Source organism: Lentibacillus sp. L22 (genome assembly GCF_040812445.1).
GTDB classification, from domain to species: domain Bacteria; phylum Bacillota; class Bacilli; order Bacillales; family Amphibacillaceae; genus Lentibacillus_C; species Lentibacillus_C daqui.
Genome location: NZ_JBFNXI010000017.1, coordinates 1 through 26,018 on the forward strand (window position 1 = coordinate 1; position 26,018 = coordinate 26,018).

The 26,018-nt window shown below is 40.8% G+C and carries 27 protein-coding genes; 22 read left to right on the forward strand and 5 right to left on the reverse strand.

Features of this window, described 5'->3' with window-relative positions; translation table 11 throughout:
- The 5 genes from ABRT01_RS09455 to ABRT01_RS09475 all read left to right on the forward strand — a co-directional run.
- Window positions 1-399 (forward strand): zinc ribbon domain-containing protein (locus tag ABRT01_RS09455; protein ID WP_367746899.1); only part of this gene is annotated, 399 nt, incomplete at its 5' end.
- A gap of 145 nt (window positions 400-544) precedes the next feature.
- Window positions 545-868: an aminoglycoside adenylyltransferase domain-containing protein gene (locus tag ABRT01_RS09460; RefSeq protein WP_269409304.1), complete on the forward strand. Its 324-nt coding sequence runs from the start codon at window positions 545-547 to the stop codon at window positions 866-868.
- Between the two features lie 254 nt (window positions 869-1,122).
- Complete coding sequence (locus ABRT01_RS09465) at window positions 1,123-1,647, forward strand: GNAT family N-acetyltransferase (protein ID WP_269409303.1); 525 nt, start codon at window positions 1,123-1,125, stop codon at window positions 1,645-1,647.
- A gap of 174 nt (window positions 1,648-1,821) precedes the next feature.
- The gene (locus ABRT01_RS09470; protein WP_269409302.1) at window positions 1,822-2,112 is read left to right on the forward strand and encodes a hypothetical protein; all 291 of its coding nucleotides are present in this window, start codon (window positions 1,822-1,824) and stop codon (window positions 2,110-2,112) included.
- 124 nt (window positions 2,113-2,236) lie between these two features.
- Window positions 2,237-2,449: a DUF6366 family protein gene (locus ABRT01_RS09475; RefSeq protein ID WP_269409301.1), complete on the forward strand. Its 213-nt coding sequence runs from the start codon at window positions 2,237-2,239 to the stop codon at window positions 2,447-2,449.
- A 241-nt stretch (window positions 2,450-2,690) separates the two neighbouring features.
- On the opposite strand, the gene ABRT01_RS09480 is transcribed toward ABRT01_RS09475, so the two are convergent.
- Window positions 2,691-3,464 (reverse strand): class I SAM-dependent methyltransferase, encoded by a 774-nt coding sequence (locus ABRT01_RS09480; RefSeq protein ID WP_269409300.1) that lies wholly within the window; start codon window positions 3,462-3,464, stop codon window positions 2,691-2,693.
- Window positions 3,465-3,579: 115 nt separating this feature from the next.
- Between ABRT01_RS09480 and ABRT01_RS09485 the strand changes: the two genes are divergently transcribed.
- The gene (locus ABRT01_RS09485) at window positions 3,580-4,440 is read left to right on the forward strand and encodes a LysR family transcriptional regulator (protein WP_269409299.1); all 861 of its coding nucleotides are present in this window, start codon (window positions 3,580-3,582) and stop codon (window positions 4,438-4,440) included.
- A gap of 91 nt (window positions 4,441-4,531) precedes the next feature.
- Complete coding sequence (locus ABRT01_RS09490) at window positions 4,532-4,954, forward strand: organic hydroperoxide resistance protein (RefSeq protein WP_269409298.1); 423 nt, start codon at window positions 4,532-4,534, stop codon at window positions 4,952-4,954.
- Between the two features lie 202 nt (window positions 4,955-5,156).
- On the opposite strand, the gene ABRT01_RS09495 is transcribed toward ABRT01_RS09490, so the two are convergent.
- The 4 genes from ABRT01_RS09495 to ABRT01_RS09510 all read right to left on the reverse strand — a co-directional run bounded on the left by ABRT01_RS09495 (window position 5,157) and on the right by ABRT01_RS09510 (window position 9,308).
- Window positions 5,157-5,240: a YjcZ family sporulation protein gene (locus ABRT01_RS09495; RefSeq protein WP_269412550.1), complete on the reverse strand. Its 84-nt coding sequence runs from the start codon at window positions 5,238-5,240 to the stop codon at window positions 5,157-5,159.
- A gap of 737 nt (window positions 5,241-5,977) precedes the next feature.
- Window positions 5,978-6,382, reverse strand: coding sequence for a DUF1259 domain-containing protein (locus tag ABRT01_RS18370; protein ID WP_439649457.1), 405 nt, complete (start codon window positions 6,380-6,382; stop codon window positions 5,978-5,980).
- 368 nt (window positions 6,383-6,750) lie between these two features.
- A complete protein-coding gene (locus tag ABRT01_RS09505; RefSeq protein ID WP_269412549.1) occupies window positions 6,751-7,257 on the reverse strand; it encodes a DUF3189 family protein in 507 nt (168 codons plus the stop codon).
- A 335-nt stretch (window positions 7,258-7,592) separates the two neighbouring features.
- Window positions 7,593-9,308 (reverse strand): Rqc2 family fibronectin-binding protein, encoded by a 1,716-nt coding sequence (locus ABRT01_RS09510; protein WP_269409296.1) that lies wholly within the window; start codon window positions 9,306-9,308, stop codon window positions 7,593-7,595.
- A gap of 132 nt (window positions 9,309-9,440) precedes the next feature.
- Between ABRT01_RS09510 and ABRT01_RS09515 the strand changes: the two genes are divergently transcribed.
- The 15 genes from ABRT01_RS09515 (at window position 9,441) to spoVM (ending at window position 25,921) form a co-directional block, all read left to right on the forward strand.
- Window positions 9,441-12,092 (forward strand): calcium-translocating P-type ATPase, SERCA-type, encoded by a 2,652-nt coding sequence (locus ABRT01_RS09515; protein ID WP_269409295.1) that lies wholly within the window; start codon window positions 9,441-9,443, stop codon window positions 12,090-12,092.
- 107 nt (window positions 12,093-12,199) lie between these two features.
- Window positions 12,200-13,078, forward strand: coding sequence for a YicC/YloC family endoribonuclease (locus ABRT01_RS09520; protein WP_269409294.1), 879 nt, complete (start codon window positions 12,200-12,202; stop codon window positions 13,076-13,078).
- 160 nt (window positions 13,079-13,238) lie between these two features.
- Entirely contained in the window at window positions 13,239-13,499 is a 261-nt protein-coding gene (gene remA, locus ABRT01_RS09525; RefSeq protein ID WP_269409293.1) for an extracellular matrix/biofilm regulator RemA, read from the forward strand.
- 18 nt (window positions 13,500-13,517) lie between these two features.
- Complete coding sequence (gmk, locus tag ABRT01_RS09530) at window positions 13,518-14,132, forward strand: guanylate kinase (RefSeq protein ID WP_269409292.1); 615 nt, start codon at window positions 13,518-13,520, stop codon at window positions 14,130-14,132.
- Window positions 14,133-14,134: 2 nt separating this feature from the next.
- Window positions 14,135-14,374, forward strand: a complete 240-nt coding sequence (gene rpoZ, locus ABRT01_RS09535) for a DNA-directed RNA polymerase subunit omega (RefSeq protein ID WP_269409291.1) — start codon at window positions 14,135-14,137, stop codon at window positions 14,372-14,374.
- 291 nt (window positions 14,375-14,665) lie between these two features.
- Window positions 14,666-15,874: a bifunctional phosphopantothenoylcysteine decarboxylase/phosphopantothenate--cysteine ligase CoaBC gene (gene coaBC, locus ABRT01_RS09540; protein ID WP_269409290.1), complete on the forward strand. Its 1,209-nt coding sequence runs from the start codon at window positions 14,666-14,668 to the stop codon at window positions 15,872-15,874.
- Window positions 15,871-18,279, forward strand: a complete 2,409-nt coding sequence (gene priA, locus ABRT01_RS09545) for a primosomal protein N' (protein WP_367746907.1) — start codon at window positions 15,871-15,873, stop codon at window positions 18,277-18,279. Before coaBC ends, priA begins: the two co-directional genes overlap by 4 nt.
- 16 nt (window positions 18,280-18,295) lie before the next feature.
- Window positions 18,296-19,246 (forward strand): methionyl-tRNA formyltransferase, encoded by a 951-nt coding sequence (gene fmt, locus ABRT01_RS09550; RefSeq protein ID WP_269409288.1) that lies wholly within the window; start codon window positions 18,296-18,298, stop codon window positions 19,244-19,246.
- Complete coding sequence (gene rsmB, locus ABRT01_RS09555) at window positions 19,239-20,591, forward strand: 16S rRNA (cytosine(967)-C(5))-methyltransferase RsmB (RefSeq protein WP_269409287.1); 1,353 nt, start codon at window positions 19,239-19,241, stop codon at window positions 20,589-20,591. Before fmt ends, rsmB begins: the two co-directional genes overlap by 8 nt.
- Window positions 20,592-20,702: 111 nt before the next feature.
- Complete coding sequence (locus tag ABRT01_RS09560; protein WP_269409286.1) at window positions 20,703-21,464, forward strand: Stp1/IreP family PP2C-type Ser/Thr phosphatase; 762 nt, start codon at window positions 20,703-20,705, stop codon at window positions 21,462-21,464.
- The gene (pknB, locus tag ABRT01_RS09565; RefSeq protein ID WP_269409285.1) at window positions 21,458-23,584 is read left to right on the forward strand and encodes a Stk1 family PASTA domain-containing Ser/Thr kinase; all 2,127 of its coding nucleotides are present in this window, start codon (window positions 21,458-21,460) and stop codon (window positions 23,582-23,584) included. Before ABRT01_RS09560 ends, pknB begins: the two co-directional genes overlap by 7 nt.
- On the forward strand, window positions 23,585-24,466 hold the full coding sequence (rsgA, locus tag ABRT01_RS09570; RefSeq protein WP_269409284.1) for a ribosome small subunit-dependent GTPase A: 882 nt from the start codon (window positions 23,585-23,587) through the stop codon (window positions 24,464-24,466).
- 4 nt (window positions 24,467-24,470) lie between these two features.
- On the forward strand, window positions 24,471-25,133 hold the full coding sequence (rpe, locus tag ABRT01_RS09575) for a ribulose-phosphate 3-epimerase (RefSeq protein ID WP_269409283.1): 663 nt from the start codon (window positions 24,471-24,473) through the stop codon (window positions 25,131-25,133).
- Between the two features lie 3 nt (window positions 25,134-25,136).
- Window positions 25,137-25,799 carry a thiamine diphosphokinase gene (locus ABRT01_RS09580; RefSeq protein ID WP_269409282.1) on the forward strand — a complete coding sequence of 221 codons (663 nt, stop codon included), beginning with the start codon at window positions 25,137-25,139 and terminating at the stop codon, window positions 25,797-25,799.
- A gap of 38 nt (window positions 25,800-25,837) precedes the next feature.
- Window positions 25,838-25,921 (forward strand): stage V sporulation protein SpoVM, encoded by an 84-nt coding sequence (gene spoVM / locus ABRT01_RS09585; protein WP_367746943.1) that lies wholly within the window; start codon window positions 25,838-25,840, stop codon window positions 25,919-25,921.
- Window positions 25,922-26,018 lie beyond the last annotated feature (97 nt).

Here is a 26,018-nt window from a genome sequence, read left to right on the forward strand (position 1 = left end):
TATACTCCGACTCCCGATGTGGCAAAGTACGGGACGATGAGAAGGGCCATGTTAAATCAAACACCAGTTGGACAGTTTCGCCGTATATTAAACTGGGTGCAAGCGAAAAGTGGCAAGCATTATCAAAAGATTGATGAACGGGATACAACCAAAACCTGTTGTGTCTGTGGTCATCAGGAGAAAAAGGATCCATCTATTCGCAGCTTTACATGTGTAAACTGCGGTACAACGCTTTCGAGAGATATCAACAGTGCAGTTAATATCGGAAAGAAAGCCAAAAAGCGATTGCCTCGCGCAGGCTACATAGGTGTGGAATCCCCTATGTATACAGTGTGGTGGGATTTTAAACAGGCAAAGATTGCTTGTGGTTTGACCCCATCTGCTGGCCTCGGGAAGTAAATCCGGGGGGTGAAACAAACATTCTTCTTGGTAATAGAGAAGAGGTCTTTGATTAATTTTAGGCTTAATTTCGGTTAGGTTTAAATAAACAAAGGAGTGCGGTACATTCAAATTTTTAAATGAAGATATTAACACCGATACAGATTTGGCAGCTCACGTAACAATAACTAACCATAGAGGTATATGTGTAGTTGGCGACCCCATTGGTAAGGTTTTCCCTTTAGTTCCACGATCAAATTATATATCGTCAATAGTAGGCGATTTTCAGGATTGTTTGCAGAGTATTGAAGACGAACCGGTTTATTGTTCGTTAAATATGATAAGAGTGTATTGGTATCTAAAAGAAGGGGTTATTTCATCAAAGCTAGAAGCTGGTAACTGGGGACTAAAAACATTACCACAAGATTTAAGAATTATAGTGAGAAAAGTAGTTGATATTTACACGGATAAGAAAGACACTTTCCTTTGATAAGGATGGACTTAAATTGCTAAGGGACTATATGGAAGAAAAGGTGCAAGGGTTATTACACTAATGATGCTTAGTTTAATATGAATATTTTTCTGCGAACAGGCGCACGACAAGTTCCGCTATAAGTGCCTTGACGTGTTAAACGTGGCGAATTTTTGAGAATTAACTCTAGCTTTACAACCAAGAATGGGAATGACGGATATTTCCTTTGTTTATCAACTATATTTATTTTAGTATAAGGAAGGAGAAAACCTATGGAAAAAGATGAAACACATCCTGTTATACGGTTCGTTCGCAAAAATGACGCACAAACAATCTTAAATATTCAACGAGATGTTATTTCCGAAAAAAACTATTTCATAACAACTTCAGATGAATTTAAAAGTACTTTGCAAGAGCAAGAGGATGAAATACAAGAAATTATGGAAAATAAAAGAGAAACATTGCTTGTCGCTGAAGTGAATAATGAAGTTGTTGGATGGCTAAAATTTCATTCTTCACCCTTAAAAAGATTATCTCATGTTGGCACATTCGGCATGATGTTATTAAAAGATTATAGGAATGTGGGTCTAGGTAAGCAGCTTGTCAGTACAATGTTAAATTGGGCTGAACAAAATCATTACATTGAAAAAGTGAGTTTGGGCGTCTTTTCAACTAATGATAGAGCAATAGAGTTATATAAGAGAATGGGTTTTGCAGTAGAAGGGCGTAAAGTTAATGAAATTAAACTAGATGAAAATACATACATAGATGATATTCTAATGTACAAAATGGTTTGAAGGTCATTCGATAAATGAGTGCATTAATCGAATTAAGAGTGCGTTTTTCTGAACCGGACTGATCACGGAGAAAGACTTATAATAAGATCTATCGAGAAAGAATAATCGTCTTATTCAGAATCAGTCCCTAAATGAAATAAGATCTGTTAAGGTTAACGTTGGAGAGTGTTGTAGATGAAGACGCTATTAGAATTAATGAGGATTACTGTGATTTTTGTATTTTTCTATGGAATTTTGGGTTCTCTTTTATATAATTTGTATTCTGGAATTGATGCCGATAAATATGGCTGGATAGGTTATATAGCAATTCTTGTTTTATTTTTTCTTCTGTATAGGAATAAATTGCAATTTAGCGGTTGGTACACGGGCAAGGGAAGAAAAAAACTCTCTAAATGGGTATCAAAATCGCTTGTATTTATTTCAATATTATTATTGTTGTTACCTCCGATTCTGGTTTTCTTATGAAGGTGGTTAATTCTGTATAGGCATCCGCAGTTTTGGTATGCTAAGCATCCGGAATGAGAATTTCCGAATATAAGGGTCGTATTGTAAGGGTGTAGAGTACCAACGTTTTAATGGGGGGGATTTGATGAGTGACAAAGAAACTCCAGAACAAAAAAGGGAAAGGTTAAAGCAAGAGGAATCACAGAGAAACCCAACAGGCAATGTTAACGAAGCTTTTAACAGATCAAACAATGGCAGTCTTGTTGATTTGATAGGTAGTTTGGGATGGAAGGGTACTGGAATACTTCTGCTTGTAATCATATTAGGATTTATAATATATTCCGTCCTCTATCGCTAATTAAATTGTGTCTACGTATGTGTTAAAAGGAACATTTCTTAAATAAAAAACAGTTTTCTCCTGGTCAAAGCGGGCGGGCGCCTGTCATCGCTTTTTTGTTTTAAACTGTGTTAGGTAAAGCCGTCTCAACGTAGAAACTTCCTGGAATATGAAAATCGCCGTAAAACATGTTGAAATCGCCGATAAATGTGAAGTGGGGGGCCATATAAAGACTGTTCCATTCAAGTCGAACAGTTAACGCTTACTGTTCGCACCTATGTTTAACAAGAACCATCCACTCATCAACAGCAAACCTTTCCACATGTTGATTTTTCACTTTGATCTGAAAATAATTTTGAATATCCTGCTTCGTATTCAATAAATAGTCTTCCACGTTATTTATTTCTTCCTCCGTTTGCAGTGTTCGTTGTGCCCATTCGCGAAATGGCAGGGTCTTTTTGCGGGTTGTTTCTTTTACTATCTGTAAATGTTCCTTGTCTAACATGGACTTCCATTGTGAGATCGACCGCGCTCGAACATGACTTGGATCACGCATTTTTTCCAATGTATTGTAGAAATGATCAAGTCCATTGTCTTTCGGGGCAACGTTGTCGATCAATAGGAATTGCCCATCCGTTTTTAATACGCGTCTCACCTCGGCAAGAAATAAATCCGGATTGGGAAAATGGTGGGCTGCTATTCGGCATGTGACAATTTCAAATGTATGATCCGAAAAAGGTAAATTCTCGGCATCAGCAGCTGTAAAGCGAATATTTTGGTAGTCTTTTAAATGGTTTGCCGTATTTTTAAGCATTTCTTCAGTCAAGTCTGTGGCAACAATTTCACTAACATAAGGTGATAAATATTTGGCAACATGCCCGCCGCCCGTTGCAATATCCAGCGCTTTAGTATTTTGTTTCGGGTTTAGCCATTCCCTCATCTTTACTAAATCGTTTATGTTGGAATGGGTCGAACTTGTGATATATGAATCTTTATTTTTGGAGAATACTTGCCGCACCCTATCTTTTTCATTCATACACTCGCCTCCAGTGTTTTTACTAATATCATATGCTTTTGCATGCAATAAGTAAAATATTAATTTATAATCGAATGTAATAACAGATAATTATACTTAGGGGAGCCTAAATACGATGAAAATCGAGGATTACGAGCTATTATTAAAATTACAGGAAATTGGTACGATTCGCGGGACTGCCAAGGCGATACTGATATCACAGCCGGCAGTTACCCAGCGTCTTAAATATATTGAAGAATATTTTGGTACGACTATCTTTATTCGTACATCCAAAAGCCTTGTATTAACACCGGCCGGAGAGATGATTTTGGATCATGCAAATGATGTAGTGAACAAGGAAAAGGCGTTTAAAAATCAATTGGCTGAGTCTGGTGATGACATCCGGGGAACCTTATCCATTGCCTGTTCTACGCTGGTTAGTCAACGGTTCTTGCCGGGAATTTTAGCGGAATATACGCGTTCTTATCCAAAAGTTGCGATTGATCTTGTAACTGGATTAAGTGAAGCGATCAAGCGTGATCATAAAAATTACCATGTCTGCATCATTCGTGGCGAAACATTGAAAGACTCAACCTGCGAGCGCTTGTTTGATGATCCGTTATTCCTTTTCGATACCGTAACATTCCCAAAAGCGGGTCTAAAGGAGCGGCCGCTGATTTCCTTCAAGAGTGACGATAGTATGCACGAAGCCGTTGATAATTGGCTTTATTATCATCAGGATCAGATCAAGCCTGTCAAGATGATTACGGTGGATCAAATTGAGACATGTAAGCAATTTATGAAAGAAGGATTGGGAATGGCGGTTTTGCCAAAGAGTGTTGCCGACCGATTGATGGATGAATATCCGCACATCCCATTAAAAATGAACGGGGAAAGTGTAACCAGAGATACGTGGATTTGCTACCAGGAAGACTCCCGGAAATTACCACAGGTGGATCGGTTTATTTCCCTAATCAATGAGAAAACATTCCTGTAGTGAAAATCTGACTTTTCTCGATTATGTTTAATAGCCTGGACAATGAGGAACAAATAACTATAAATACTTGTTCAAAAGGAGTGTTTCGATCATGAGTAATGTTATATTTACGTCAAGTGCTACAGCAAAGAATGGTCGTGATGGACATGTGAAATCAAGTGATGGTTTAATCGATTTGAATCTTGTTAATCCGGCAACAAATAAAGAAGCGAAAGGATCCAATCCGGAACAACTTTTCGCGGCTGCATATTCGGCGTGTTTCGACGGAGCACTAAACCTGGTTGCCTCACAACAGGATAAGAAAATTGATTCAGAAACAACCGCTGATGTCAGCTTTTGTAAGGATCCGGAAGATAACGGGTTTAAAATCGCGGTTAAATTAAATGTAAAAATCAAAGGCGTCAATCCGGAAGACGCGCAACAGCTTACCGAAGATGCCCATCAAGCATGCCCATACTCAAAAGCAACAAGAGGTAATATAGAAGTAGAACTGAATCCGGAAGCAGTGGAATAAAAAGAAAAATGGATGATCCTACTGTGAAATTGAACAAATTGCACCAATTTACCCTTTTGAATGTATTTGTCTAAGAGGAACCTTATGTTAAAAGTATTATAAGGATATACCACAAATGGCACAAAGACAGGAAGAGAAGCAATCAACATCATGCTCCTCTTCCATGGTGGTTTGATTTCTAATGGTATAGACTAAGAGCCGACTAGTATCCACCACCTACATACGCAGTGCCAACAATGATTAGGAGGATGAAGAGTACAACAATTAATGCAAATCCTGCACCCATACCGTGTCCGCCATCGTAGCTCATGGCTACACCCCCTTTTTAATCGATACCATAGTCTATGAATTAATAATATGCTTTGTAATGGACAAGTGTGGAATTTATCAGCAATGAAACTTTCGCCTATGCTGCACCACTTCAGTTCTTCTTATTGGTTTAACAATATGCTTTGGTACATCTACTACATTAATACGATTAACATGGACAACTGGATGAATGATTGGATGGACTCGTCTAACATATTTATTTCTAACATGATATTTTGGTGGACAAAAGATCGGTCTTTTGTGAAACATATTTGTTTTCAACTCCTTTATTTATTAGATGATTAATTAATAAAAAATGGAACGGACAAAATCATTAGTGACTTTTAAAATAGTTGCATTAATTGGTTGTAAGGGGATTGGTCAGTCTTTTTAAGAATGCTTTTTCGGAGGTTATCCAGCAAGAAGGCCTGCCATAGAATATGTAAGGCATTAATTGAGGTAAAAAAAGTTAAAATCAACAGAGGCATAAAAAAATAAGGTAGGGACATGAAGAAGTACCTGCCCCTTATTACTGCTATAAGAAGCTCAATACGCAATTCATTGACTGTACCATATTCTCCATCCTAAGATTCCCTTAGAGTAGCCATTTCGTTAATAACCTAGATCCCTTGGCTCGCTTTTATTGTGTGATATGCTGTCTCTAAATTCAGTATTAAAAGAAAATTCAACATAATGATAGATTGATTGATACACTCATCCGCTGGTAACAGGATAACTTTGTAAAGCGGTAAAAGCCTTTGCCATTTTTTTTGCAAACTTAATAGGGGGCTCAACAGATAGGATGTGTATATAAAGAATAACCGGGTCTGAGTATATCCAATGGTTATGGAGAGCAGTAACCGTTAACCCCTGTTGAGTAAGCGCGCGTGTAAATGGTGCAACCTCATCTTCCAGAATTGTTATTTCCGACATGTTTAAGGCATTTCCTTCCTGATCTAAGGACTCGAAAGATACATTTGCTTCCAGGGCGGAGGAAGCATCTTTTCCCATAATAGTTACATTAAAATCCCTTGTAAGTTCTACAGAGCACACATTGTCACTGAATTTTCCCGGCCCGTGAAGCGCATCAGCGAATTGGTTGCAAATGGATTCACCCATGCTTGTTCCTGTTTTCCTTGGTGATATTCTTTGGTTAAGGATATCATAATCGCGTTTTACCTCATCCATCAATTTGATAATGAATGCTTTGTCTTGTTTATCCTTTTTCTGCATCTCTTCACGTAATTGTACGATATTACTACAAAGAATACTCATCCGCTCATTACGATTAAGCTCATTGATCATTTCTTCCAATTGATTCAACCAATGATTTGCCGCATTTAGATAATCTTTCCACTCATCATAAATCAATCTTTTTACCTCCAATGCATTTAACCCCTAAACATTATATGTAGTGTAAAATGCATCGTGTGTTTTACAAACAGAATTGATTTGAACCGGTTAGCAAAAGCAGGAACCCGAAATGACTATTTATATGATTTATTTTCTAAAACAATAATTTTACTATCCCTGGAACAGCTTACCTTTTTTGTATGTTCAACCAATCGCTTTATACGGCCGCAACATTGCTTAGCGCCAGTAATGAGTAAAGGGACGCCGATAAAGTCAATGTGCAGGCCTCTGGAGAATAACCCTCCAATTGTCATAGCAATTGGTACCGTTGGTGAAGTATTCGAAAGTATTATCTTTTCATCAAGATTATAATTTTTCTGTAACAATGTACTGAAGTTTTGTAGTGCCGGTACGACATATTTATCATTTTTTCTACCTATGGTATAGACAGCATTTCCATCTTCATCCAATCCATGAAATATAAGCTTTCCGAAATCATGCTTTGTTAATTTGTTGAAATAATCTACATTAATAATTTCTTCTTTCGTAAGTGTTCTATCAGTTGGGAGTTTTTTAAGATGATAAGCGGCCACTAACGAAGTTGTATGTGTTCCTCCGTAATCGTTGTAAATAAATATCACTAAATTCATCCTCTCTGTAATTCTTTTTTATATTATGAACTCCATGAGGCAAATTAAACATAAAAGCTGGGCAACGGAGGGGAAAATAAATAAACAAGGCATAAGCCCGGTGCTTAAGTGCTAATTCTGTAATTGATCGATCTTAAGAGCAGTGTTACTGGTGCAAAATCTTGTGGAAAGGGATTCGGTCCAGAATTCATTCTTAAATCAAGGATTCATGATAGCTTAAACCTCCCTCTATATAATTAAAATATCTTCAAAATGCTCTTGTTTTCTTAGAGCCAAGGAACACAACTTACATCAGACATAATTGGAAAAACGGATGATCCTACTAATCATCCGTTTTTCTTTACTCTTAATCGATCAACCACTGTTTTATTCGGTGTTACAAACAGTGTCTTCTGATTATCGTATGTGACATAGCCTGGTTTGGCTCCGTTTGGTTTTTTGACATGACGGATAGTCGTATAGTCGACCGGTACGGATGAGGAGTCTTTGGACTTACTGAAATAAGCAGCGATTTGTGCCGCTTCCATTAGCGTATCGTCACTAGGCTCCCGATCGCGAATAATCACATGGGAACCAGGAATATCCTTTGTATGCAGCCAAATGTCATCACGGTGGGCAACCCTTGTTGTCAGATACTCATTTTGTTTATTATTTTTGCCGACAAGGATTGGTGTACCATCTGAGGATTGATATGCTTCCGGTTGTGGCTTGTTCTGTTTTTTCTTTTTTTTATGCTGCCGCTGTTTTTTTAAATAACCTTCATCACGAAGCTCTTCACGAATTTCTTCAATATCCGCTTCCCGTGCAGTATCCATTTGTTGAAGCAGACCATCCAAATAGGCAATTTCTTCATTCGTTTTGGTTATTTCTTTCTCCACCATTTGTTTTGATGTTTTTAGCTTTTGGTATGTTTTAAAAAAGCTTTGCGCGTTTTCGCTTGGCGTCTTATTTGGGTTGAGGTCGATGGTGATTTCTTTTTGCTCGGGATCGTAATAGTCAATGACCGTGACGGTAGAATCGCCGGGTTTTACCATGTGCATATTTGCTGTTAACAGTTCACCAAGCCGTTGATACTTGTTGGCACCTGCAGCTTTTTTTAATGTTTGGTCATGCTTTTTTAATTTCCGTTCATTTTTGTCCTTTTCATTTTTGATTATCCGGTACAAATCTTTTGCCTGTTGTTTGACGCGGTCGCGTTCTGCTTTCCCGGAATAAAACGTATCAAGCATCTGATTCGTTGTTGCAAATGCTTCCTTCTCTTCTGCATAAAGCGTAATGGGCAATACATGAAAGTCTTCCTTTTTTCCATGATAGATAGCCGGTGTATAACGATTGTGCTTGATGGAATCCTGTACCGTCAAAAATGTTTCCATATACTTTTTTTGCGAACCCAGTTTTGCTCGATGGACAATTTCATTGGCAATCATTGGTGAAAAGCCAACAAGCATCTGAACAACTTGCTTATCCATTCTGCCAGCGTTAAAATCCAGTTTTTTAATAAAATCCTCACCGCTTATTTCCAATGGATTCACCTTGTGCTGGGCCGGCGGTAGTTTATATGCCTGTCCTGGCAGGATCGTCCGGTAACTATTTTGAAAAGCAGGGACATGTTTTAGACTATCAATAATATGTCCTTTCTCCTGGTCAACAAGCATGACATTGCTATGCTTACCCATTAACTCCATGATCAGGGTTTTGTAGGCGATGTCACCAATTTCATTACGTGTTTTAAAAGTAAAAGTGACAATCCGCTCCATCCCGTATTGTTCAATGGATTCGAGTGTTGCTCCTGTCAAGTGTTTCCGGAGCAGCATGCAAAACATCGGAGGCTCTTGCGGGTTTGTATATTCGTCAGCTGTTACATGTAACCTGGCATAGGTCGGGTGAATCGAGAGTAATAAAGCGTGATTTTTACCTTGACTGCGGATCGTTAAAATGAGTTCTGTTTCAGTTGGTTGATAGATTTTTGCAATTCTGCCTGGAATGATGTTCATTTTTAATTCTTCTGTTACGGCTCGGGTAACAATTCCGTCAAATGGCATGCGATCACCTCATAAGTAATTATAGCATTTTTAAGTGCTTGTCTGCATAGAAATGAATAAACAGATTGGACAATCCCTAAAAAGTATTTACCAAGGGATAAAAGTGTGCAGGTGCATGTGGAGGTATTTAGTATGAAATGGTATCAGTCAGATGTAGATGAAGTTGCAAAGCACTTACATGTGGAAATGGATAAAGGATTACCTGTGAAACAAGTTACAAAACGCCGGGAAAAATTCGGTCCCAACGTACTGAAAGAGGAAAAAAGCACATCAATATGGTTAATATTTTTGAAACAGTTTCAGGATTTCATGGTGATTGTCTTACTTGCAGCAACGCTAATTGCCGGATTGTTGGGGGAATACGTTGATGCGATTGCAATTATGGTTATTGTGATCGCCAATGCCTTTTTCGGGTTTTTCCAGGAACAGAAGGCGGAAAAATCATTGGCAAAATTAAAAGAGCTCTCGGCACCAGTAGCAACAGTTTTACGAGACGGGGAATGGGTGCGTATCTTTTCTCAGGAAATTGTTGCAGGTGACGTCATCAGGCTGTCAAGCGGGGATCGAATACCAGCTGATATACGGATCACAAAGTCTGCAAGCCTGGAAACTGAGGAATCTGCGTTAACAGGGGAATCCCTGCCCGTTATGAAGCATGCCGCAACCATCAATCAAGATCACTTGGACCCGCAAGACCAACGTAATATGGCATTTATGGGCACTTTGGTAACAAGAGGTAATGGGATTGGGATTGTTGTCGGGACAGGCATGAATACGGTGATGGGTCAGATTGCTTCACTAATGGGCAAGACGAAGAAAATAGCCACTCCACTGGAAAACAAACTGGCGGAGTTGGGGCGGATCCTAATATTTGTTGCCCTCGCTTTAACAGCTTTGGTTGTTATTATCGGTGTATACCACGGGCATCCTGTCTATAACATGTTTTTAGCCGGTGTGTCATTGGCGGTTGCGGCGATTCCCGAGGGTTTGCCTGCCATTGTGACAGTTGCGCTTTCTCTGGGAGTGCAGCGGATGATCCGGAAAAAAGCAATTGTTCGCAAACTGTCAGCAGTAGAAACATTAGGTTGTGCATCGGTCATTTGTTCAGATAAGACCGGTACGATGACGGAAAACCAAATGACTGTTAAAAACATTTTCTTAAATAACAAGCATCTCTATGTAACCGGGGACGGCTATGATATTCAAGGTGGTTATTTTCTGGATAACACAAGGGTCGATGATACGTTTCCAAACTTATTATCGATGCTCACCTATGGAGAATTATGCAACCATGCCACATTACGGGTGAAAAAGGGAAAATATGTTGTTGACGGTGATCCGACAGATGGTGCGTTACTGGTGGCTGCCCGTAAAATTGGACGTAAACCAGGTCAGGATGATTACAAAATCATTAAGGAAATACCGTTTGATTCCGATCGTAAACGGATGAGTGTTATTGTGGAAGATAAGAACAGACAGCGATTTGTGATTACAAAAGGGGCACCGGATGTACTGCTTCCCAGGTCATCCTTTGTACAGGGTGAAAACGGCAGAAGATTATTGAAACAAAAAGACAAGCAACAATTTGAAACAGCGATCGATGATATGGCCGAGCAAGCACTTCGTACGATTGCGATTGCCGTCAAGCCGTTAACCAACGGTGATACAATGGATACGGCGTTTGTTGAAACCGAATTAACATTAGTCGGATTGTATGGCATCATTGACCCGCCACGTAAAGAGGTCAAGCAGGCAATCGCTGAATGTCGAAATGCAGGGATTAAGACAGTGATGATTACCGGCGATCATGTTAACACAGCAAGAGCGATCGCCAAAAATCTGGAGCTGCTTCCCGAAAATGGTCTTGTGCTTGAGGGCAGTCAGTTAAATCAAATGTCGGCAGAAGAATTACGTGACTGTATTGACCTGGTCTATGTTTTTGCCAGGGTAACACCTGAGCATAAACTGAAAATTGTCAATGCCTTTCAGGACAAAGGGCATATCGTTGCCATGACGGGCGATGGGGTGAACGATGCACCCGCAATTAAAGCCAGTAACATCGGTATTGGCATGGGGCAAACAGGTACCGATGTAACCAAAGAAGCATCATCACTGGTTTTGATGGATGATAATTTCGCAACCATTAAAGCGGCGATCCAGGAAGGACGGAACATTTACGAAAACATTCGCAAATTCATTCGTTATTTACTGGCCTCCAATGTTGGCGAAATTCTGGTGATGTTCTTTGCGATGCTCTTAGCTTTACCGCTTCCCCTCGTACCTGTGCAAATCTTGTGGGTGAATCTGGTAACCGATGGACTTCCGGCGATGGCGCTTGGCTTAGACAAACCAGAGGGTAACGTAATGCAGCGCGCGCCTCGGAATCCAAGGGAAGGCGTTTTTGCCAGAGGGCTTGGTTTTAAAATCATCACAAGAGGTATTTTAATAGGAATGGTTACATTGGCCGCGTTTATGGTCACTTATCATAATAATCCGGATCACCTTGTTCATGGGCAAACGGTTGCCTTTACAACCTTGGTCATGGCCCAGCTGATTCATGTATTCGATTGTCGTAGTGAAGATTCGGTATTTTCCCGGAATCCGTTTGAAAATATATATTTAATTTGGGCGGTTTTGTCTTCCATCCTGCTGTTACTTATCGTGATTTATCTGGAACCATTGCAACCAATTTTCCATACAACGTTCCTGGGTCTGCATGATTGGCTACTAATTATTTTCCTTAGTGCATTGCCAACTGTGCTGTTTGGATTTACCAAAAAATAATGAAATGATATGAAACTTCCATCTTTAACTTACAGATGGAAGTTTTTATTATACCAGTTAACTGGTATAATAAAACAATGTAAAATCAGACAGATGGATGTGATTGTATGGTAAGAAGCATGACTGGATATGGAAGCAGTATTGTATCATTGGACAATGCAGTGATCACAGTGGAGGTGAAGAGTGTCAATCACCGCTTTCTTGATGTACAACTAAATATTCCTTCATCCTTTATGTATCTGGAAGAAAAACTTAAAGAACGGATTCGAGCTTTTTTTGGACGTGGCCGGGTTGAAGTCACCCTGAACATCGATGGTACTGGTGCTGTTACAAAAACATTGGAAACCGATTGGATGTTATTAGATCAATATATGGAACAATTGAAACAGATAAAAGCGCGCTATCAGCTAACCGGTGACATTCCTATGGATATAATACTGTCCATTCCGGAATTATTCACGGTTCGGGAAACCAACGATGCGAATGGTTTATCAGAAAATATTTTAACATGTGTGGTGGATGCCTGTTCCAAATTGCTGACGATCAGAGAAGATGAGGGCGAAAAACTGCTTGCCGATATAAACGGACGAATACATACTGTAAAAGAATTAGTCGGGCGATTACAAACGCGAAGAGACCAGGTGATTGAGGAATATCGTCAGCGGATCTATCAGCGGATTGAAACATATATCGGCGACAAGCTTGATACGGATAACCAACGAATGTACCAGGAAATCGCCCTGTTAGCGGAAAAAGGGGATATTACCGAAGAAATCACCCGGTTGTTTAGTCATATCGATCATTTTTTCTCTACCATCCAACAAGACACGCAAATAGGAAGGCAGCTTGATTTTATCCTGCAAGAGATGCACCGGGAAATAAACACGATCGGTTCCAAGTCAACAGATCCGAAAATCAGTGAATGGGTGGTATCAATCAAGAGTGAAGTGGAGAAAATGAAAGAACAAATCCAAAATATTGAGTAATAGCTTGTGTTTTGCTGTTATTTTTTCATATAATAGATATATTATGGAATTGTTTCAAGTGGTGATGGACTGGGATAATCACTTTACGGCGGCTAAGTTCAGTCCGGTTCATACGCTGCTAAACGGGCGCTTACACTTTTCGTTTTAAGGGGGAAACAGTTTGAATTTACGTTTAATTAATATTGGCTTCGGTAATGTAGTTTCCGCAAATCGGATCATCTCGATTGTATCGCCGGAGTCAGCACCAATCAAACGGATTATTACAGTAGCACGTGACAATAATAAATTGGTGGATGCCACATATGGACGCAGAACAAGAGCTGTTATTATTACGGATAGTGACCATGTTGTATTATCTGCCGTTCAGCCGGAAACAGTAGGTCAGCGGGTGCTGAGCCATGAAGAAGATTCAGATGAATAAATGGGAGGTTAACTCGTTTTGATAGAAGAGAAAGGGATTTTATTTGTTCTCTCTGGACCGTCTGGTGTCGGAAAGGGTACAGTGAGAAAGGAATTGTTTAATCATGATACCCAGTTAAGATACTCCATTTCAATGACAACCAGAGAAAAACGACCCGGCGAAACAGATGGAGTCGATTATTTTTTTAAAACAAAAGCAGAATTTGAGAATTTGATTCGTCAAAACCAGTTATTGGAATACGCCCAATATGTGAACAACTACTATGGAACACCAAGAAAATATGTGGAAGAGACATTGGCAGCTGGGCATGACGTTTTTCTGGAAATTGAAGTTCAGGGTGCATTACAAGTGAAGAAAAATTTTCCGGAGGGTGTATTTATTTTTCTATTTCCACCAAGTTTGGAAGAATTGAAGAATCGAATTGTCAGCCGGGGAACGGAAACGGAAGACCTTGTGCTAAACCGGTTAAAAGCGGCACGTGATGAAATTGAAATGATGGATGCCTATGATTATGTTGTCGTCAATGACCAGGTAGATCATGCAGTAAAAAAAATAAAGGCGATTATCCAAAGCGAACATTTGAAACGGGAACGAATCGCGAAACAATATAAGCAATTATTGGAGGAGGAATAACTATGATGTTAGATCCATCAATTGATGCATTGCAGGAACAAATTAAATCTAAATATACGCTTGTGGTTTTATCTGCACGACGGGCACGCGAAATGCAACATGACAAACCATGCCAAATCGCAAACCCGAAATCAGATAAGAATGTTGGCAAGGCGTTGGAGGAAGTTCAGGCGGGAAAACTATTCGTCAAAGAAAAAAATCCTGATGGCGAAATTACCGAAACCGAACAGTTCCGCTCCTAGGCTTTACTCTATACACGATTTTGATACTCTCGCCAGTGAGCTGCGCGGGGGTATTATTTGTTTTATGAACAAATAATTTTGTATGATGTATATAGAGGATGTTCAAAAAGTCCGGTAAAAATGACACGTCGAATTTCGTTGTTGGCTTGCTTTTCCGCTCCTCATGTACCTTTTATGTACACTCCGGTGCTCAAAGCTACGCCGCCTAGAACTTCTCGGTCCTTTTTATCCTCCTTTTTGAACACGCACATATAGGTCATTTTTTATTGAACTTGAAAAGGGGATTTCGTGATGCTACAGGATAAGAATATTGTGTTGGGGGTTACTGGGGGAATTGCCGCGTATAAGGCGTGTGCATTAACAAGTAAATTAACCCAGGCAGGTGCCAATGTAAAAGTGATGATGACTGATCATGCCCAAAAGTTTGTATCCCCGTTAACATTTCAGGCATTATCCAGAAACCCGGTATATACCGACACGTTTGACGAAAAAGATGTGAAAAAAATTGCCCATATCGATGTTGCCGATTGGGCGGATATTGTAATCATTGCCCCTGCAACCGCAAACATCATTGCCAAATTAGCCCATGGGATCGCCGATGATATGTTGTCAACTACCCTGTTAGCAACAAAAGCAACGGTATACATTGCCCCGGCGATGAATGTTCACATGTATGAACACCCCGCAGTGATCGAAAATATGCAAAAACTTGCTGACTGGGGTTACCACTTTATTGAACCAGGTGCAGGTTATTTAGCATGTGGCTATGTTGGTAAAGGGCGGCTCGAGGAACCAGAAATGATTATCGAAACAGTGGACCGGCACCAAACAGAATCTGGTATATTGACGGGTAAAAACGTATTGGTCTCTGCAGGTCCGACAAGGGAACAAATTGATCCGGTACGTTATTTTACCAACCGTTCTTCGGGTAAAATGGGGTTTGCCCTGGCCGAGGCTGCCGCTTATCAAGGTGCAACGGTTACGCTTGTTACTGGTCCAACACAGGAAAGGACAAACCACTCAAATATTCATCGCATTGATATTACAACCGCAGAAGAGATGTTTCAAGCAATGCATCGATATTTTGCAGAGAGCGATATTGTAATCAAGGCTGCAGCTGTTGCTGATTACCGCCCCAAACAGGTGTATGATCAAAAAATGAAAAAACAGGATGGGGAATGGACGGTTAAAATGGAAAGAACGAAGGATATTTTACAATCACTAGGTGAAGAAAAAACCCATCAATTTTTAGTTGGATTTGCTGCGGAAACAACTGATGCATTTGATTATGGTATGCATAAATTGCACAAGAAACGATTGGATGCGATTGTCATTAATGATGTATCAGCTGCCGGCGCCGGTTTTGAAGGTGATACAAACGTTGTCACTTACATCAATAAACAAATGCAAACAGAAGAAATAGCCTTATCATCCAAACGGGATATTGCGGATAAGATTATTTCCTTCATCAGCCGGGATATGAAGGATGGTTCCAAGTGAAGATAGCCAAAGTAATAGTCGACGTCCCGGCAGGATCCATCAACCAAACTTTTGATTATTTGATTCCGGAGCGGTTTATGGACATACTGCAAACCGGTATGCGCGTAATTGTTCCCTTTGGTCCAAGAAGAGTCATGGGATATGTCGTCGGATTTGCACAAGAGTCATCGTTTAAAAAGCTAAAAGAATTGATTGATGTACTTGATTTAATGCCTGTACTAACCGATGAACTGCTTGATCTTGGCAAATGGCTGGCTGAAGAAACATTGAGTCTTTATATTACTACTTATCAGGCAATGCTCCCGCAAGTTTTGAAGTCACAATATAAAAAAGAACTTGTTCGCTTAACACAAGGCGAATTAGCGCCGGATTTGGAGACTGTATTTGCTGGACGGGATACAATAGCATATGACGAAATCACCAATGGTCCGGTTTCTTATGCCCATGTGCGTGATGCCATCTCAGCTGGTGATATCATGATTAATTACCTGGTCAAATCCAGGATTACCAAGAAATATGTCACCATGATTGAGGCGAATAAGGATTCCTATTTGCTTGAGGAAGCGATTCATGATTTAGCTAAAAATGCGGCAAAGCAACGGGATTTGCTGTTATTTTTTAGTGAACACCCGGAACCAGTCGAACAAACAAAACTATTAAAGCAATTTAAAACTACCACACAAACCGTGAACAAATTGATTGAAAAACAGCTGCTATCTGCCAAAAAGGTGGAAGTGTTTCGCAATCCATATGATGATACGCAAATTGTCCAAACCAGCCCCTTAACCTTAACCGATCAACAAGAACGGGCGATTCGGCCAATCAAACATAAAATTGCCGAAAACGAACATGATGTATTTTTGCTACATGGTGTAACCGGTAGTGGAAAGACGGAAATTTATTTACAAACGATCCAGGACGTCATTGAAAAGGGAAAAGAAGCAATCGTACTCGTTCCGGAAATTTCCCTGACACCACAAATGGTCCATCGGTTTAAAGGACGGTTTGGCGCCAATGTCGCGGTCATGCATAGTGGATTGTCAGCTGGGGAGAAGTATGATGAATGGCGGAAGATTCAACGTAAAGAAGTTCAGGTTGTCGTTGGAGCCAGGTCTGCCATCTTTGCGCCTTTTGAGAATATTGGCGTAGTGATTATCGATGAAGAACATGAGACAAGCTACAAGCAGGAGGATCAGCCGCGTTATCATGCCAGGGATGTTGCAATTTACCGTGGCAAAAACCACCACTGCCCGGTCATCCTGGGAAGTGCAACACCAACGCTTGAATCCTATGCCAGAGCCGAAAAAGGGGTATATCAACTTGCTACATTAACGAAGCGTACAAATGATCAAGGGATGCCGGATGTACAAATTGTTGATATGCGTAAGGAACTGCACGCTGGTAACCGTACTATGTTTTCCCATGATTTAAAAGCAAAAATTGAACAGCGTATCGAAAAAGGAGAACAAGTTGTCCTGCTGTTAAATCGCCGGGGGTATTCCACTTTTGTCATGTGTCGGGAATGCGGGCATGTGAAAGAGTGTCCCCATTGCGATATTGCGTTAACTTATCATAAAAATAGCAATCAATTAAAATGTCATTATTGCTCCTATGAAGAACCTATGCCTATGTTCTGTCCAGAATGTCAAAGTGATTTAATCCGTTATTTTGGAACGGGAACGCAACGGGTAGAAGAAGCGTTGACACAGTTGATTCCTGATGCAAAGGTCATACGCATGGATGTCGACACAACCAGAAGAAAAGGGGCACATGAAAAACTATTAACGAAATTTGCCAATGGACAGGCCGATATTTTATTGGGAACGCAAATGATTGCCAAGGGGCTGGATTTTGAAAATGTCACCCTTGTTGGTGTTTTGACGGCGGATTCGATGTTGCACTTGCCAGATTTTCGGTCATCAGAAAAAACGTTCCAGCTATTAACGCAAGTAAGTGGCAGGGCCGGGCGCCATGAACTGCCCGGTGAGGTCATTGTGCAAACCTACACACCGGAACATTATAGTATTACACTTGCAAGCACATACGAGTATCTGCAATTTTATCGAACGGAAATGAACACACGCAGAACATTCCAATATCCGCCATATGTTTTTTTGGCGTTATTAACTGTGTCCCATGAAAATCGTGTAAAAGTAGTACAAACAACGCAAAAAATGGTGCAATTATTAAGCAAACATGTAAATGAAAAAACGGTCATTCTTGGTCCGACACCATCACCAATTGCCAGGATGAAAGATAGATATCGTTATCAATGCATGATAAAATACAAGCATGAACCACAATTACGGAACCTCATCCGGAAAATTATCCAGCAATTTGATGAGGATATTAGAAAAGATGATCTGAAGATAACGGTGGACATGCAGCCGTATCAACTGATGTAGGAAGTAGGGATGCTTAGTGAAACGTATTGTATTTATGGGAACACCGGACTTTTCGGTGCCGATTCTTGAAGCACTGGTAAAAGCGGATTATGATATTCCTTTAGTTGTCACCCAACCTGATCGGCCCAAGGGGAGAAAAAAAACGCTTACCGCCTCACCCGTAAAAGACGCTGCTGAAAAATTGGGAATTCCTGTTTTTCAACCGGAGAAATTAAAACATGATTTCCAGCCGATTATCGACTGCCAGCCAGACTTAATTGTCACAGCTGCTTATGGACAAATCCTGCCCGCTGAACTATTGCAGGTACCAGCGTTTGGCTGCATTAATGTCCATGCCTCTCTGTTACCGGAATTGCGCGGTGGTGCTCCAATCCATTATGCGATTTTACAAGGAAAACAAGAAACCGGCGTTACCATCATGTATATGGTGGAAAAATTAGATGCCGGTGATATTTTGACGCAAAAAAAAGTTGCCATTGCCGATAATGATACTGTTGGCAAGTTACATGATAAATTATCACTAGCCGGCGCGGATTTGTTGCTGGAAACATTGCCAAAACTCGCTGACCATACAATCATACCGCAACCACAAAATGAGGAACTGGCAACATTTGCAGCAAATATTAAACGGGAGCAAGAAAAAATCGATTGGTCAAACAGTAATGATGTTGTCTATAACCAAATCAGGGGGTTAAATCCTTGGCCGGTTGCCTTTACCACTTATAACAATAAACCGATGAAAATATGGTGGGGAGAGCCGGATCATCAGGAGTACCAAGGGCAACCCGGTGAAATTGTCCGAGTAGATCAGGATGGGTTTACCGTCGTTTGCGGAAATCAACAGGCTATTTATGTAAAGGAAATCCAACCGGCGGGAAAAAAACGGATGACTGTTGCCCAATACCTAAGAGGTTCAGCAGATCGTATCAAAACGGGAACCAAAATGGGAGACACATCAGATGAATAATGTAAGGGAAGTTATCCTGGATATATTGCTTAGGATGGATAAAGACGGGGCATATAGTCATCTGGTAATTGACAACAAGCTAAAGAGTGGAAAAGTTGACCCGAAAGATGAAGGGCTGCTGACAGAAATTGTTTACGGGACTATCCAACGAAAAATGACCCTGGATTTTTACCTGGATACGTTTGTACATTCCAAGAAAAAAATTGCACCCTGGGCTTGGATGTTATTACGGATGTCGGTTTATCAAATCGTTTATTTATCCAAGGTTCCTGATCATGCGATTATTAACGAAGCGGTTGAGATTGCAAAAAAACGGGGGCATAAGGGTGTTGCCTCACTCGTAAATGGTGTACTTCGCAGTATTCAGCGGCAAGGAGTACCGGATACGGCAACGCTTACTGATACTGTAGATCGAATTGCAGTGGAAACAAGTCATCCGGTATGGCTCGTCAAGCGCTGGATCTCTATGTATGGTCAAGCATTAACGCAGCAGATGTGTGAGGCGAATGTTTCCCATAAACCAAGCGCTATTCGAATTCAGCCACTTAAGTTATCCAGACAGGAAGCAATCCGGAGGCTGACAGAGCAGTGTCTGGAGGTCCGTCCGTCCGTTTTTTCGGAACAAGGAATCATTGTAGATAAGGGGAATATTTTAAAAACCGAATTATTCTCCAGTGGACTGGTTACTGTCCAGGATCAAAGCTCGATGTTAGTCGGGGAAATGATCGATGCCAAGCCTGGTATGGATGTTCTTGAGGCTTGCAGTGCTCCAGGCGGTAAGGCAACTCATATGGCAGAAAAAATGCAAAATCAAGGGAAGTTGTATGCTTACGATCTCCATAAGAAAAAAGCAAACCTGGTGAACCAAAAGGCACTTGAGCTTGGCTTATCCATTATCCGTGCTAATCAGGCGGATGCCAGACAATTGGGGACACAGCATGCAGCTGAAAGTTTTGACCGGATTCTGGTTGATGCGCCGTGTTCCGGATTAGGTGTTATTCGCGGAAAACCGGAAATAAAGTATAATAAAACCCTGGCAGATATTGAGCGGCTTGCCACCATTCAACTGGAAATCTTGGAGTCGGTCGCACCATTACTGAAAAAGGATGGAAAATTAATATATAGCACATGCACAGTGGATCAAACGGAAAATGAAGGTGTAGTCCAGGCATTTTTACACCAGAACCCCAATTTTGCCATTGATGACAGCTTTTTTGCTGAATTACCAGAGCCTCTGAAACAATCGCCAGGGATTACCCGTTATGGACTGCAGATTTTTCCGCAATCATTCCAAACAGACGGATTTTTTCTGACAAGGCTTAGAAAAGCGGAAGTGTCCGGTTAGTGGCACATATGTGCTGAACATGCAAAAAAGATGACAAAAATGATTCTATTATCGGCTATTTCATGGCATAATGTTGAGTAGTAGCATCTGGTTTGAAAAGGGGTGAGCGATGTGGAAGGACGTTTTTTGACGGATCGGGGAAAAGTCAGGAACCATAATGAAGATTCTGGTGGTATTTACTTTAATGCGGATGGCCAATTTCTGGCGATTATTGCCGATGGAATGGGCGGTCATAAGGCTGGTGATGTGGCTAGTCAAATGGCGATCAATCACATCCAGCAGAAATGGGAAACATGTGACCAGCTCTCCACACCAAGCCGTGTAGAAAGCTGGTTAGCTGAAACCATTGAGGAGATGAATCAAGCTATATTTGACCATGCACAAGCACATGATACCTGTCAGGGAATGGGAACAACCATCGTGATAACCGTTTGTACATCGAAATTTTTTACAGTGGCCCATGTTGGAGACAGTCGATGCTATCTGCTTAACGATAATGGGCTCAGCCAGGTTACGGAAGATCACTCACTTGTTAATGCGCTTGTTAAATCCGGTCAGGTTTCCAAAGCGGACGCTAGATATCATCCGCAGAAAAATGTAGTTCTTAAAGCCGTTGGTACTGAGGCGCAAGTGGAACCGGATGTTCAAAGCCTGGGGTGGGAGCAGGGGGACCTGTTATTATTGTGTTCAGATGGTTTGACAGACAAGCTAACCGACGAACAACTGGCTGCAATAATGGGAAAAGGCGAAAGTATGGTTGACACAGGTCAGCAAATGATTGATACGGCCAATAATTTAGGGGGCGAAGATAATATTTCGCTTATTCTCATCCAACATGATGTCTCCACTGAGGATGGTGAAACAACATGTTAGATGGACATGTTTTAAATGAACGGTACAAAATTAAGACGACAATTGGCGGTGGCGGAATGGCCAATGTTTATTTGGCCAGAGATATCATCCTGGATCGCGATGTTGCCATTAAAGCACTGCGGATGGAATATGCAAACGAAGAAGAATTTATTGCCCGATTCCATCGTGAAGCACAGTCAGCAACAAGCCTCTCTCATCCAAATATTGTTAACATTTATGATGTCGGTGAAGAAGATCACATGTTATATATGGCGATGGAATATGTGGATGGGATGACATTGAAGGAATACATACAGAAAAACGGCCCCATTTCCGTCAAGGAATCCTTGGATATTATGAAACAAATCAGTTCAGCGATTACCCATGCCCATGAAAATGATATCGTTCACCGGGATATCAAACCGCAGAATATCTTGATCGATACATATGGCCAGGTAAAGGTAACCGACTTTGGCATCGCGGTTGCATTAAGTGCAACAACATTAACGCATACTAATTCGATCCTCGGTTCGGTGCATTATTTATCACCAGAGCAAGCGCGCGGCGGGATGGCTACTAAGAAATCGGACATTTATTCGCTTGGGATTGTCTTGTACGAACTGTTAACAGGACGCTTGCCATTTTCCGGTCAATCGGCTGTTGCAGTTGCCTTGAAACATTTACAAAATGATACACCATCTGTCAGGCGCTTTAACCAGGATATCCCGCAAAGTGTGGAAAATATTGTTCTGAAAGCAACCGCCAAAGATCCATTTCATCGCTATGCAACGGTTTATGAGATGGAGAATGCACTGGAGACAGCATTGGATCCCGAAAAATTAAACGAAGACAAATATGTGCCGCCAGAGGAAGCTGGTGAAGAAACAAAAGCGATTCCGATCATTACAGACGACCAAATGGGACCTTCCACAAATCAGGATACCATTGTTCATCAAACAGATGGAAACACAAAACCTTATGCCGATGATGAGCCAGATAAACCAGCCATGGACAAGAAGTCTAAAAAAGCCAAGAAAAACGGTAAAAACAAGAAAAAGCGACGAAAATGGCCGATTCTTCTGATTATCCTATTGGTTCTGCTTGTTCTCGGTACGACTACACTAGCGATCGCAAAATTTTTGCAGCCTAAGGATGTTAATGTACCAAAGGTTGCCAATATGGAATATGAAGATGCCATCACCGAACTTGATAAATTGAAGCTGGAACACAAAAAAGAGCTGGTCTATGATGACGATATCGAGGAAGGAGCCGTCGTCAAAACCAGTCCCAAGGCAGGTAAAACGATAAAAGAAGGTTCCACTGTCACCGTGTTTGTCAGTCAGGGCAAGGAAAAAACAGCATTTGCCGATTATGTTGGCGAAGATTATAACCAAATCAAAGATTTACTGGAAGAAGATGGATTTCAGGTTATTGGTTATGGAGAGTTTTCTGACAAACCAGAAGGACAAATTATTACACAAATACAGCCGAATGAAAATGATAAAGTTGTTCCCAGTGAAACAAGAGTTATATTCGAATATAGTAATGGACCCGAATTAACCTCGTTAAACAATTTAAAGGGGATGACCAAACAAGAGGCCGAATCCTATTTAGATGAACAGAATTTTAAGATGAACGTCAAAGAAGAACATTCTGATTCCGTGCCTGAAGGAGAGATCATCAAACAGGATCCCGAACCGGGTACACAGTTGGCAGAGGGGGCAACGGTTGATGTTTATGTTTCAACCGGACCAAAAGAAAAACCGCCCGTTTCCAAAAAAGTAACATTTACCGTTGCTTATAACCCTGATGAATCAGATGGTGAAGACGATCAGGATGACGAGGCAAATCAGGCCGACCAGGATAATCAGGAAGATGAGGATGACGGGGATGATCAGGATGTGGTACATGATGAAGATCAAAAAGTTGATCAGGATAAGAAAAAAGAGCAAACGGTAAAAATATATATAGATGATATGAATCATTCCATGTCCGAAGTCGCGGAACAAGAAACAATTTCAAAGGATACAGAGTTTACGATTACATTAACGATCGCACCTGATGATAAAGCTGAATATAAAGTGGTCAGAGATGAAGAAGTCGTGATTAATAAAACTGTTACCTATGAAGAGGGTGAATAAATGGCAAATGGTCGAATTATTAAAGCACTAAGTGGATTTTATTATGTGCAAACATCAGATGGCATTTACCAATGCAAAGGCCGTGGGGTTTTTCGCAACAAAAAAATCAGTCCACTAGTTGGTGACTTTGTCTCATTTTCCGCAGATAATCCTGATGAGGGCTACATTCAGGACATCAAGCCAAGAGAAAATGAGCTTGTCCGACCGCCAATCGCAAATATTGACCAAGCCATCATTGTCAGTTCCGCCATTATGCCAGATTTTAACCCATTACTACTTGACCGTTTTCTTGTGCTGATCGAGGCAAAAGGCATCCAGCCGGTATTATTTATCACGAAAATGGATGCAGTCAGTGATCAACAAAGGCGGGACATTGAGCAATATCAAATGGCCTACAAGCAGATCGGTTATCCGGTTGAATTATTGTCAATCAATGATCCAGCCGAATTAAAACGATTAAAAACGTATTTTTCCGGACGGGTGACTGTTTTTGCCGGGCAATCGGGGGTCGGCAAGTCATCATTGCTCAATGTCCTGAACCCTTCCTTGCTTTTGAAGACTGCAGATATTTCAAAAAGTCTTGGGAGAGGAAAGCATACGACAAGGCATGTGGAACTTTTAGATGTTTATGATGGGCTGGTTGCCGACACACCAGGGTTTAGCTCACTAGATTTTCAGGATATCGATCTTGATGAGCTGGCAGACTGTTTCCCGGAATTTCGCAGCCGGAAAGAGAACTGCAAATTTCGGGGGTGTATGCATTACAAAGAACCAAAATGCGCCATCAAACAGGCGGTTGCCGATGGAGACATAACCAAATTCCGTTATGAACACTATATACAGTTTTATGAAGAAATAAATTCAAGAAAGCCGAGGTATTAAAACGATGATGAAACTGGCACCTTCTATTCTTTCCGCTGATTTTGCAAAGCTTGGAGAGGAAATTCAGGACGTAGAAAAGGCAGGAGCAGATTATCTTCATGTTGATGTGATGGATGGCCATTTTGTACCGAATATAACCATTGGGCCATTAATTGTTGAGGCAATAAAGCCAGTCACATCCCTGCCATTGGATGTTCATTTGATGATTGAAAATCCGGATACGTATATTCCACAATTTGCCAAGGCAGGGGCATCGATCATTTCTGTCCATCAGGAGGCATGTACGCATCTGCACCGGACGATTCAATTAATTAAGGATCAGGGGGTAAAGGCAGGTGTCGTACTGAATCCGGCAACACCGGCAGAGATGATTAAGAGTATTTTAACAGACATTGATTTGGTATTATTGATGACAGTCAATCCTGGCTTTGGTGGACAAACATTTATTGACAGTGTGGTTGAGAAAATAAAACAAGTTGCGTTATGGAAAAAAGAGCTGGGTTTAACATTTGAAATTGAAGTGGATGGAGGAGTGAATTCACAAACTGCCAAGCGTTGTACAGATGCGGGTACAAATGTATTGGTTGCAGGTAGCGCTGTTTTCAACAAGAATGATCGCAGACAGGCTATGGAAGCAATTCGGAATGCGACCATGGAACAGGTGTAAGCTATGACGACTGTTGCAATTGTTGCTAATGGCCCTTGGGAACTGCTGCCGGATTTGTCGTTGTTTACCGGAAAAATAGATAAATGGATTGGGGCCGATCGTGGTGCACACCATTTACTCCTTAATGGGATTACACCTGACATTGCCGTGGGGGATTTCGATTCACTAACAAAGGTGGAACGGCAACTGGTCAAACGGCAGGTACGGGTATTTGAGCAATATCCGAGTGAAAAAGATTTGACAGATCTGGAACTGGCACTCGAAAAGGCATATACACTAAACCCGGAAACTATTTATTTATTTGGCGTAACTGGTGGCAGACTTGATCATTTCCTGATTAATATCCAAACATTATATACAATCATGGAAAAAGAGATTCTTGCCTTCATTGTTGATGCCAGCAATCAACTTCATATGGAAAAACCCGGCAGTCACACCATTACCAATGATGATACCTATCCTTATGTCTCATTTGTCCCATTCACCAAAGAGGTTCAAGATTTATCATTAGAGGGTTTTTATTATCCGCTTACCAATGAGACTATTTCATGGGGATCTACACGCTGCATATCAAACAAGCTTCTTTTAAAAAATGGTACTTTTTCGTTTAGGGCAGGCATACTATTAGTAATAAAGAGTCATGACGCCATTAATGATGTGCATTAAAAAAGTTAGCTGCGTTTGTTATCAGAGGAGGGGACTCATTGAAATTTTATACGATTAAACTCCCAAAGTTTATTGGCGGAATAGTTCGAGCTTGTATTGGTGTTTTTAAGAGAGATAAATGAGAGTGAGATTAGCTTTTGTCAATCTTGTTGGCAGAAGCTAGTTTTTTGTCCGGAAATTTTATATAGAGGAAAAGTGCATACGCCGCTGAGCTGGATG

What these genes read in the sequence shown, in the direction of transcription:
- ABRT01_RS09515 (WP_269409295.1), top strand. Translation starts at nt 9,441, where the DNA reads ATGAAATGGTATCAGTCAGATGTAGATGAAGTTGCAAAGCACTTACAT.
- ABRT01_RS09490 (WP_269409298.1), top strand. Translation starts at nt 4,532, where the DNA reads ATGAGTAATGTTATATTTACGTCAAGTGCTACAGCAAAGAATGGTCGT.
- ABRT01_RS09580 (WP_269409282.1), top strand. Translation starts at nt 25,137, where the DNA reads ATGACGACTGTTGCAATTGTTGCTAATGGCCCTTGGGAACTGCTGCCG.
- ABRT01_RS18370 (WP_439649457.1), bottom strand. Translation starts at nt 6,382, where the DNA reads ATGGGTGAATCCATTTGCAACCAATTCGCTGATGCGCTTCACGGGCCG.
- coaBC (WP_269409290.1), top strand. Translation starts at nt 14,666, where the DNA reads ATGCTACAGGATAAGAATATTGTGTTGGGGGTTACTGGGGGAATTGCC.
- pknB (WP_269409285.1), top strand. Translation starts at nt 21,458, where the DNA reads ATGTTAGATGGACATGTTTTAAATGAACGGTACAAAATTAAGACGACA.
- ABRT01_RS09475 (WP_269409301.1), top strand. Translation starts at nt 2,237, where the DNA reads ATGAGTGACAAAGAAACTCCAGAACAAAAAAGGGAAAGGTTAAAGCAA.
- ABRT01_RS09495 (WP_269412550.1), bottom strand. Translation starts at nt 5,240, where the DNA reads ATGGGTGCAGGATTTGCATTAATTGTTGTACTCTTCATCCTCCTAATC.
- ABRT01_RS09465 (WP_269409303.1), top strand. Translation starts at nt 1,123, where the DNA reads ATGGAAAAAGATGAAACACATCCTGTTATACGGTTCGTTCGCAAAAAT.
- rpe (WP_269409283.1), top strand. Translation starts at nt 24,471, where the DNA reads ATGATGAAACTGGCACCTTCTATTCTTTCCGCTGATTTTGCAAAGCTT.
- rsmB (WP_269409287.1), top strand. Translation starts at nt 19,239, where the DNA reads ATGAATAATGTAAGGGAAGTTATCCTGGATATATTGCTTAGGATGGAT.
- ABRT01_RS09520 (WP_269409294.1), top strand. Translation starts at nt 12,200, where the DNA reads ATGGTAAGAAGCATGACTGGATATGGAAGCAGTATTGTATCATTGGAC.
- ABRT01_RS09510 (WP_269409296.1), bottom strand. Translation starts at nt 9,308, where the DNA reads ATGCCATTTGACGGAATTGTTACCCGAGCCGTAACAGAAGAATTAAAA.
- ABRT01_RS09480 (WP_269409300.1), bottom strand. Translation starts at nt 3,464, where the DNA reads ATGAATGAAAAAGATAGGGTGCGGCAAGTATTCTCCAAAAATAAAGAT.
- ABRT01_RS09470 (WP_269409302.1), top strand. Translation starts at nt 1,822, where the DNA reads ATGAAGACGCTATTAGAATTAATGAGGATTACTGTGATTTTTGTATTT.
- rpoZ (WP_269409291.1), top strand. Translation starts at nt 14,135, where the DNA reads ATGATGTTAGATCCATCAATTGATGCATTGCAGGAACAAATTAAATCT.
- ABRT01_RS09485 (WP_269409299.1), top strand. Translation starts at nt 3,580, where the DNA reads ATGAAAATCGAGGATTACGAGCTATTATTAAAATTACAGGAAATTGGT.
- rsgA (WP_269409284.1), top strand. Translation starts at nt 23,585, where the DNA reads ATGGCAAATGGTCGAATTATTAAAGCACTAAGTGGATTTTATTATGTG.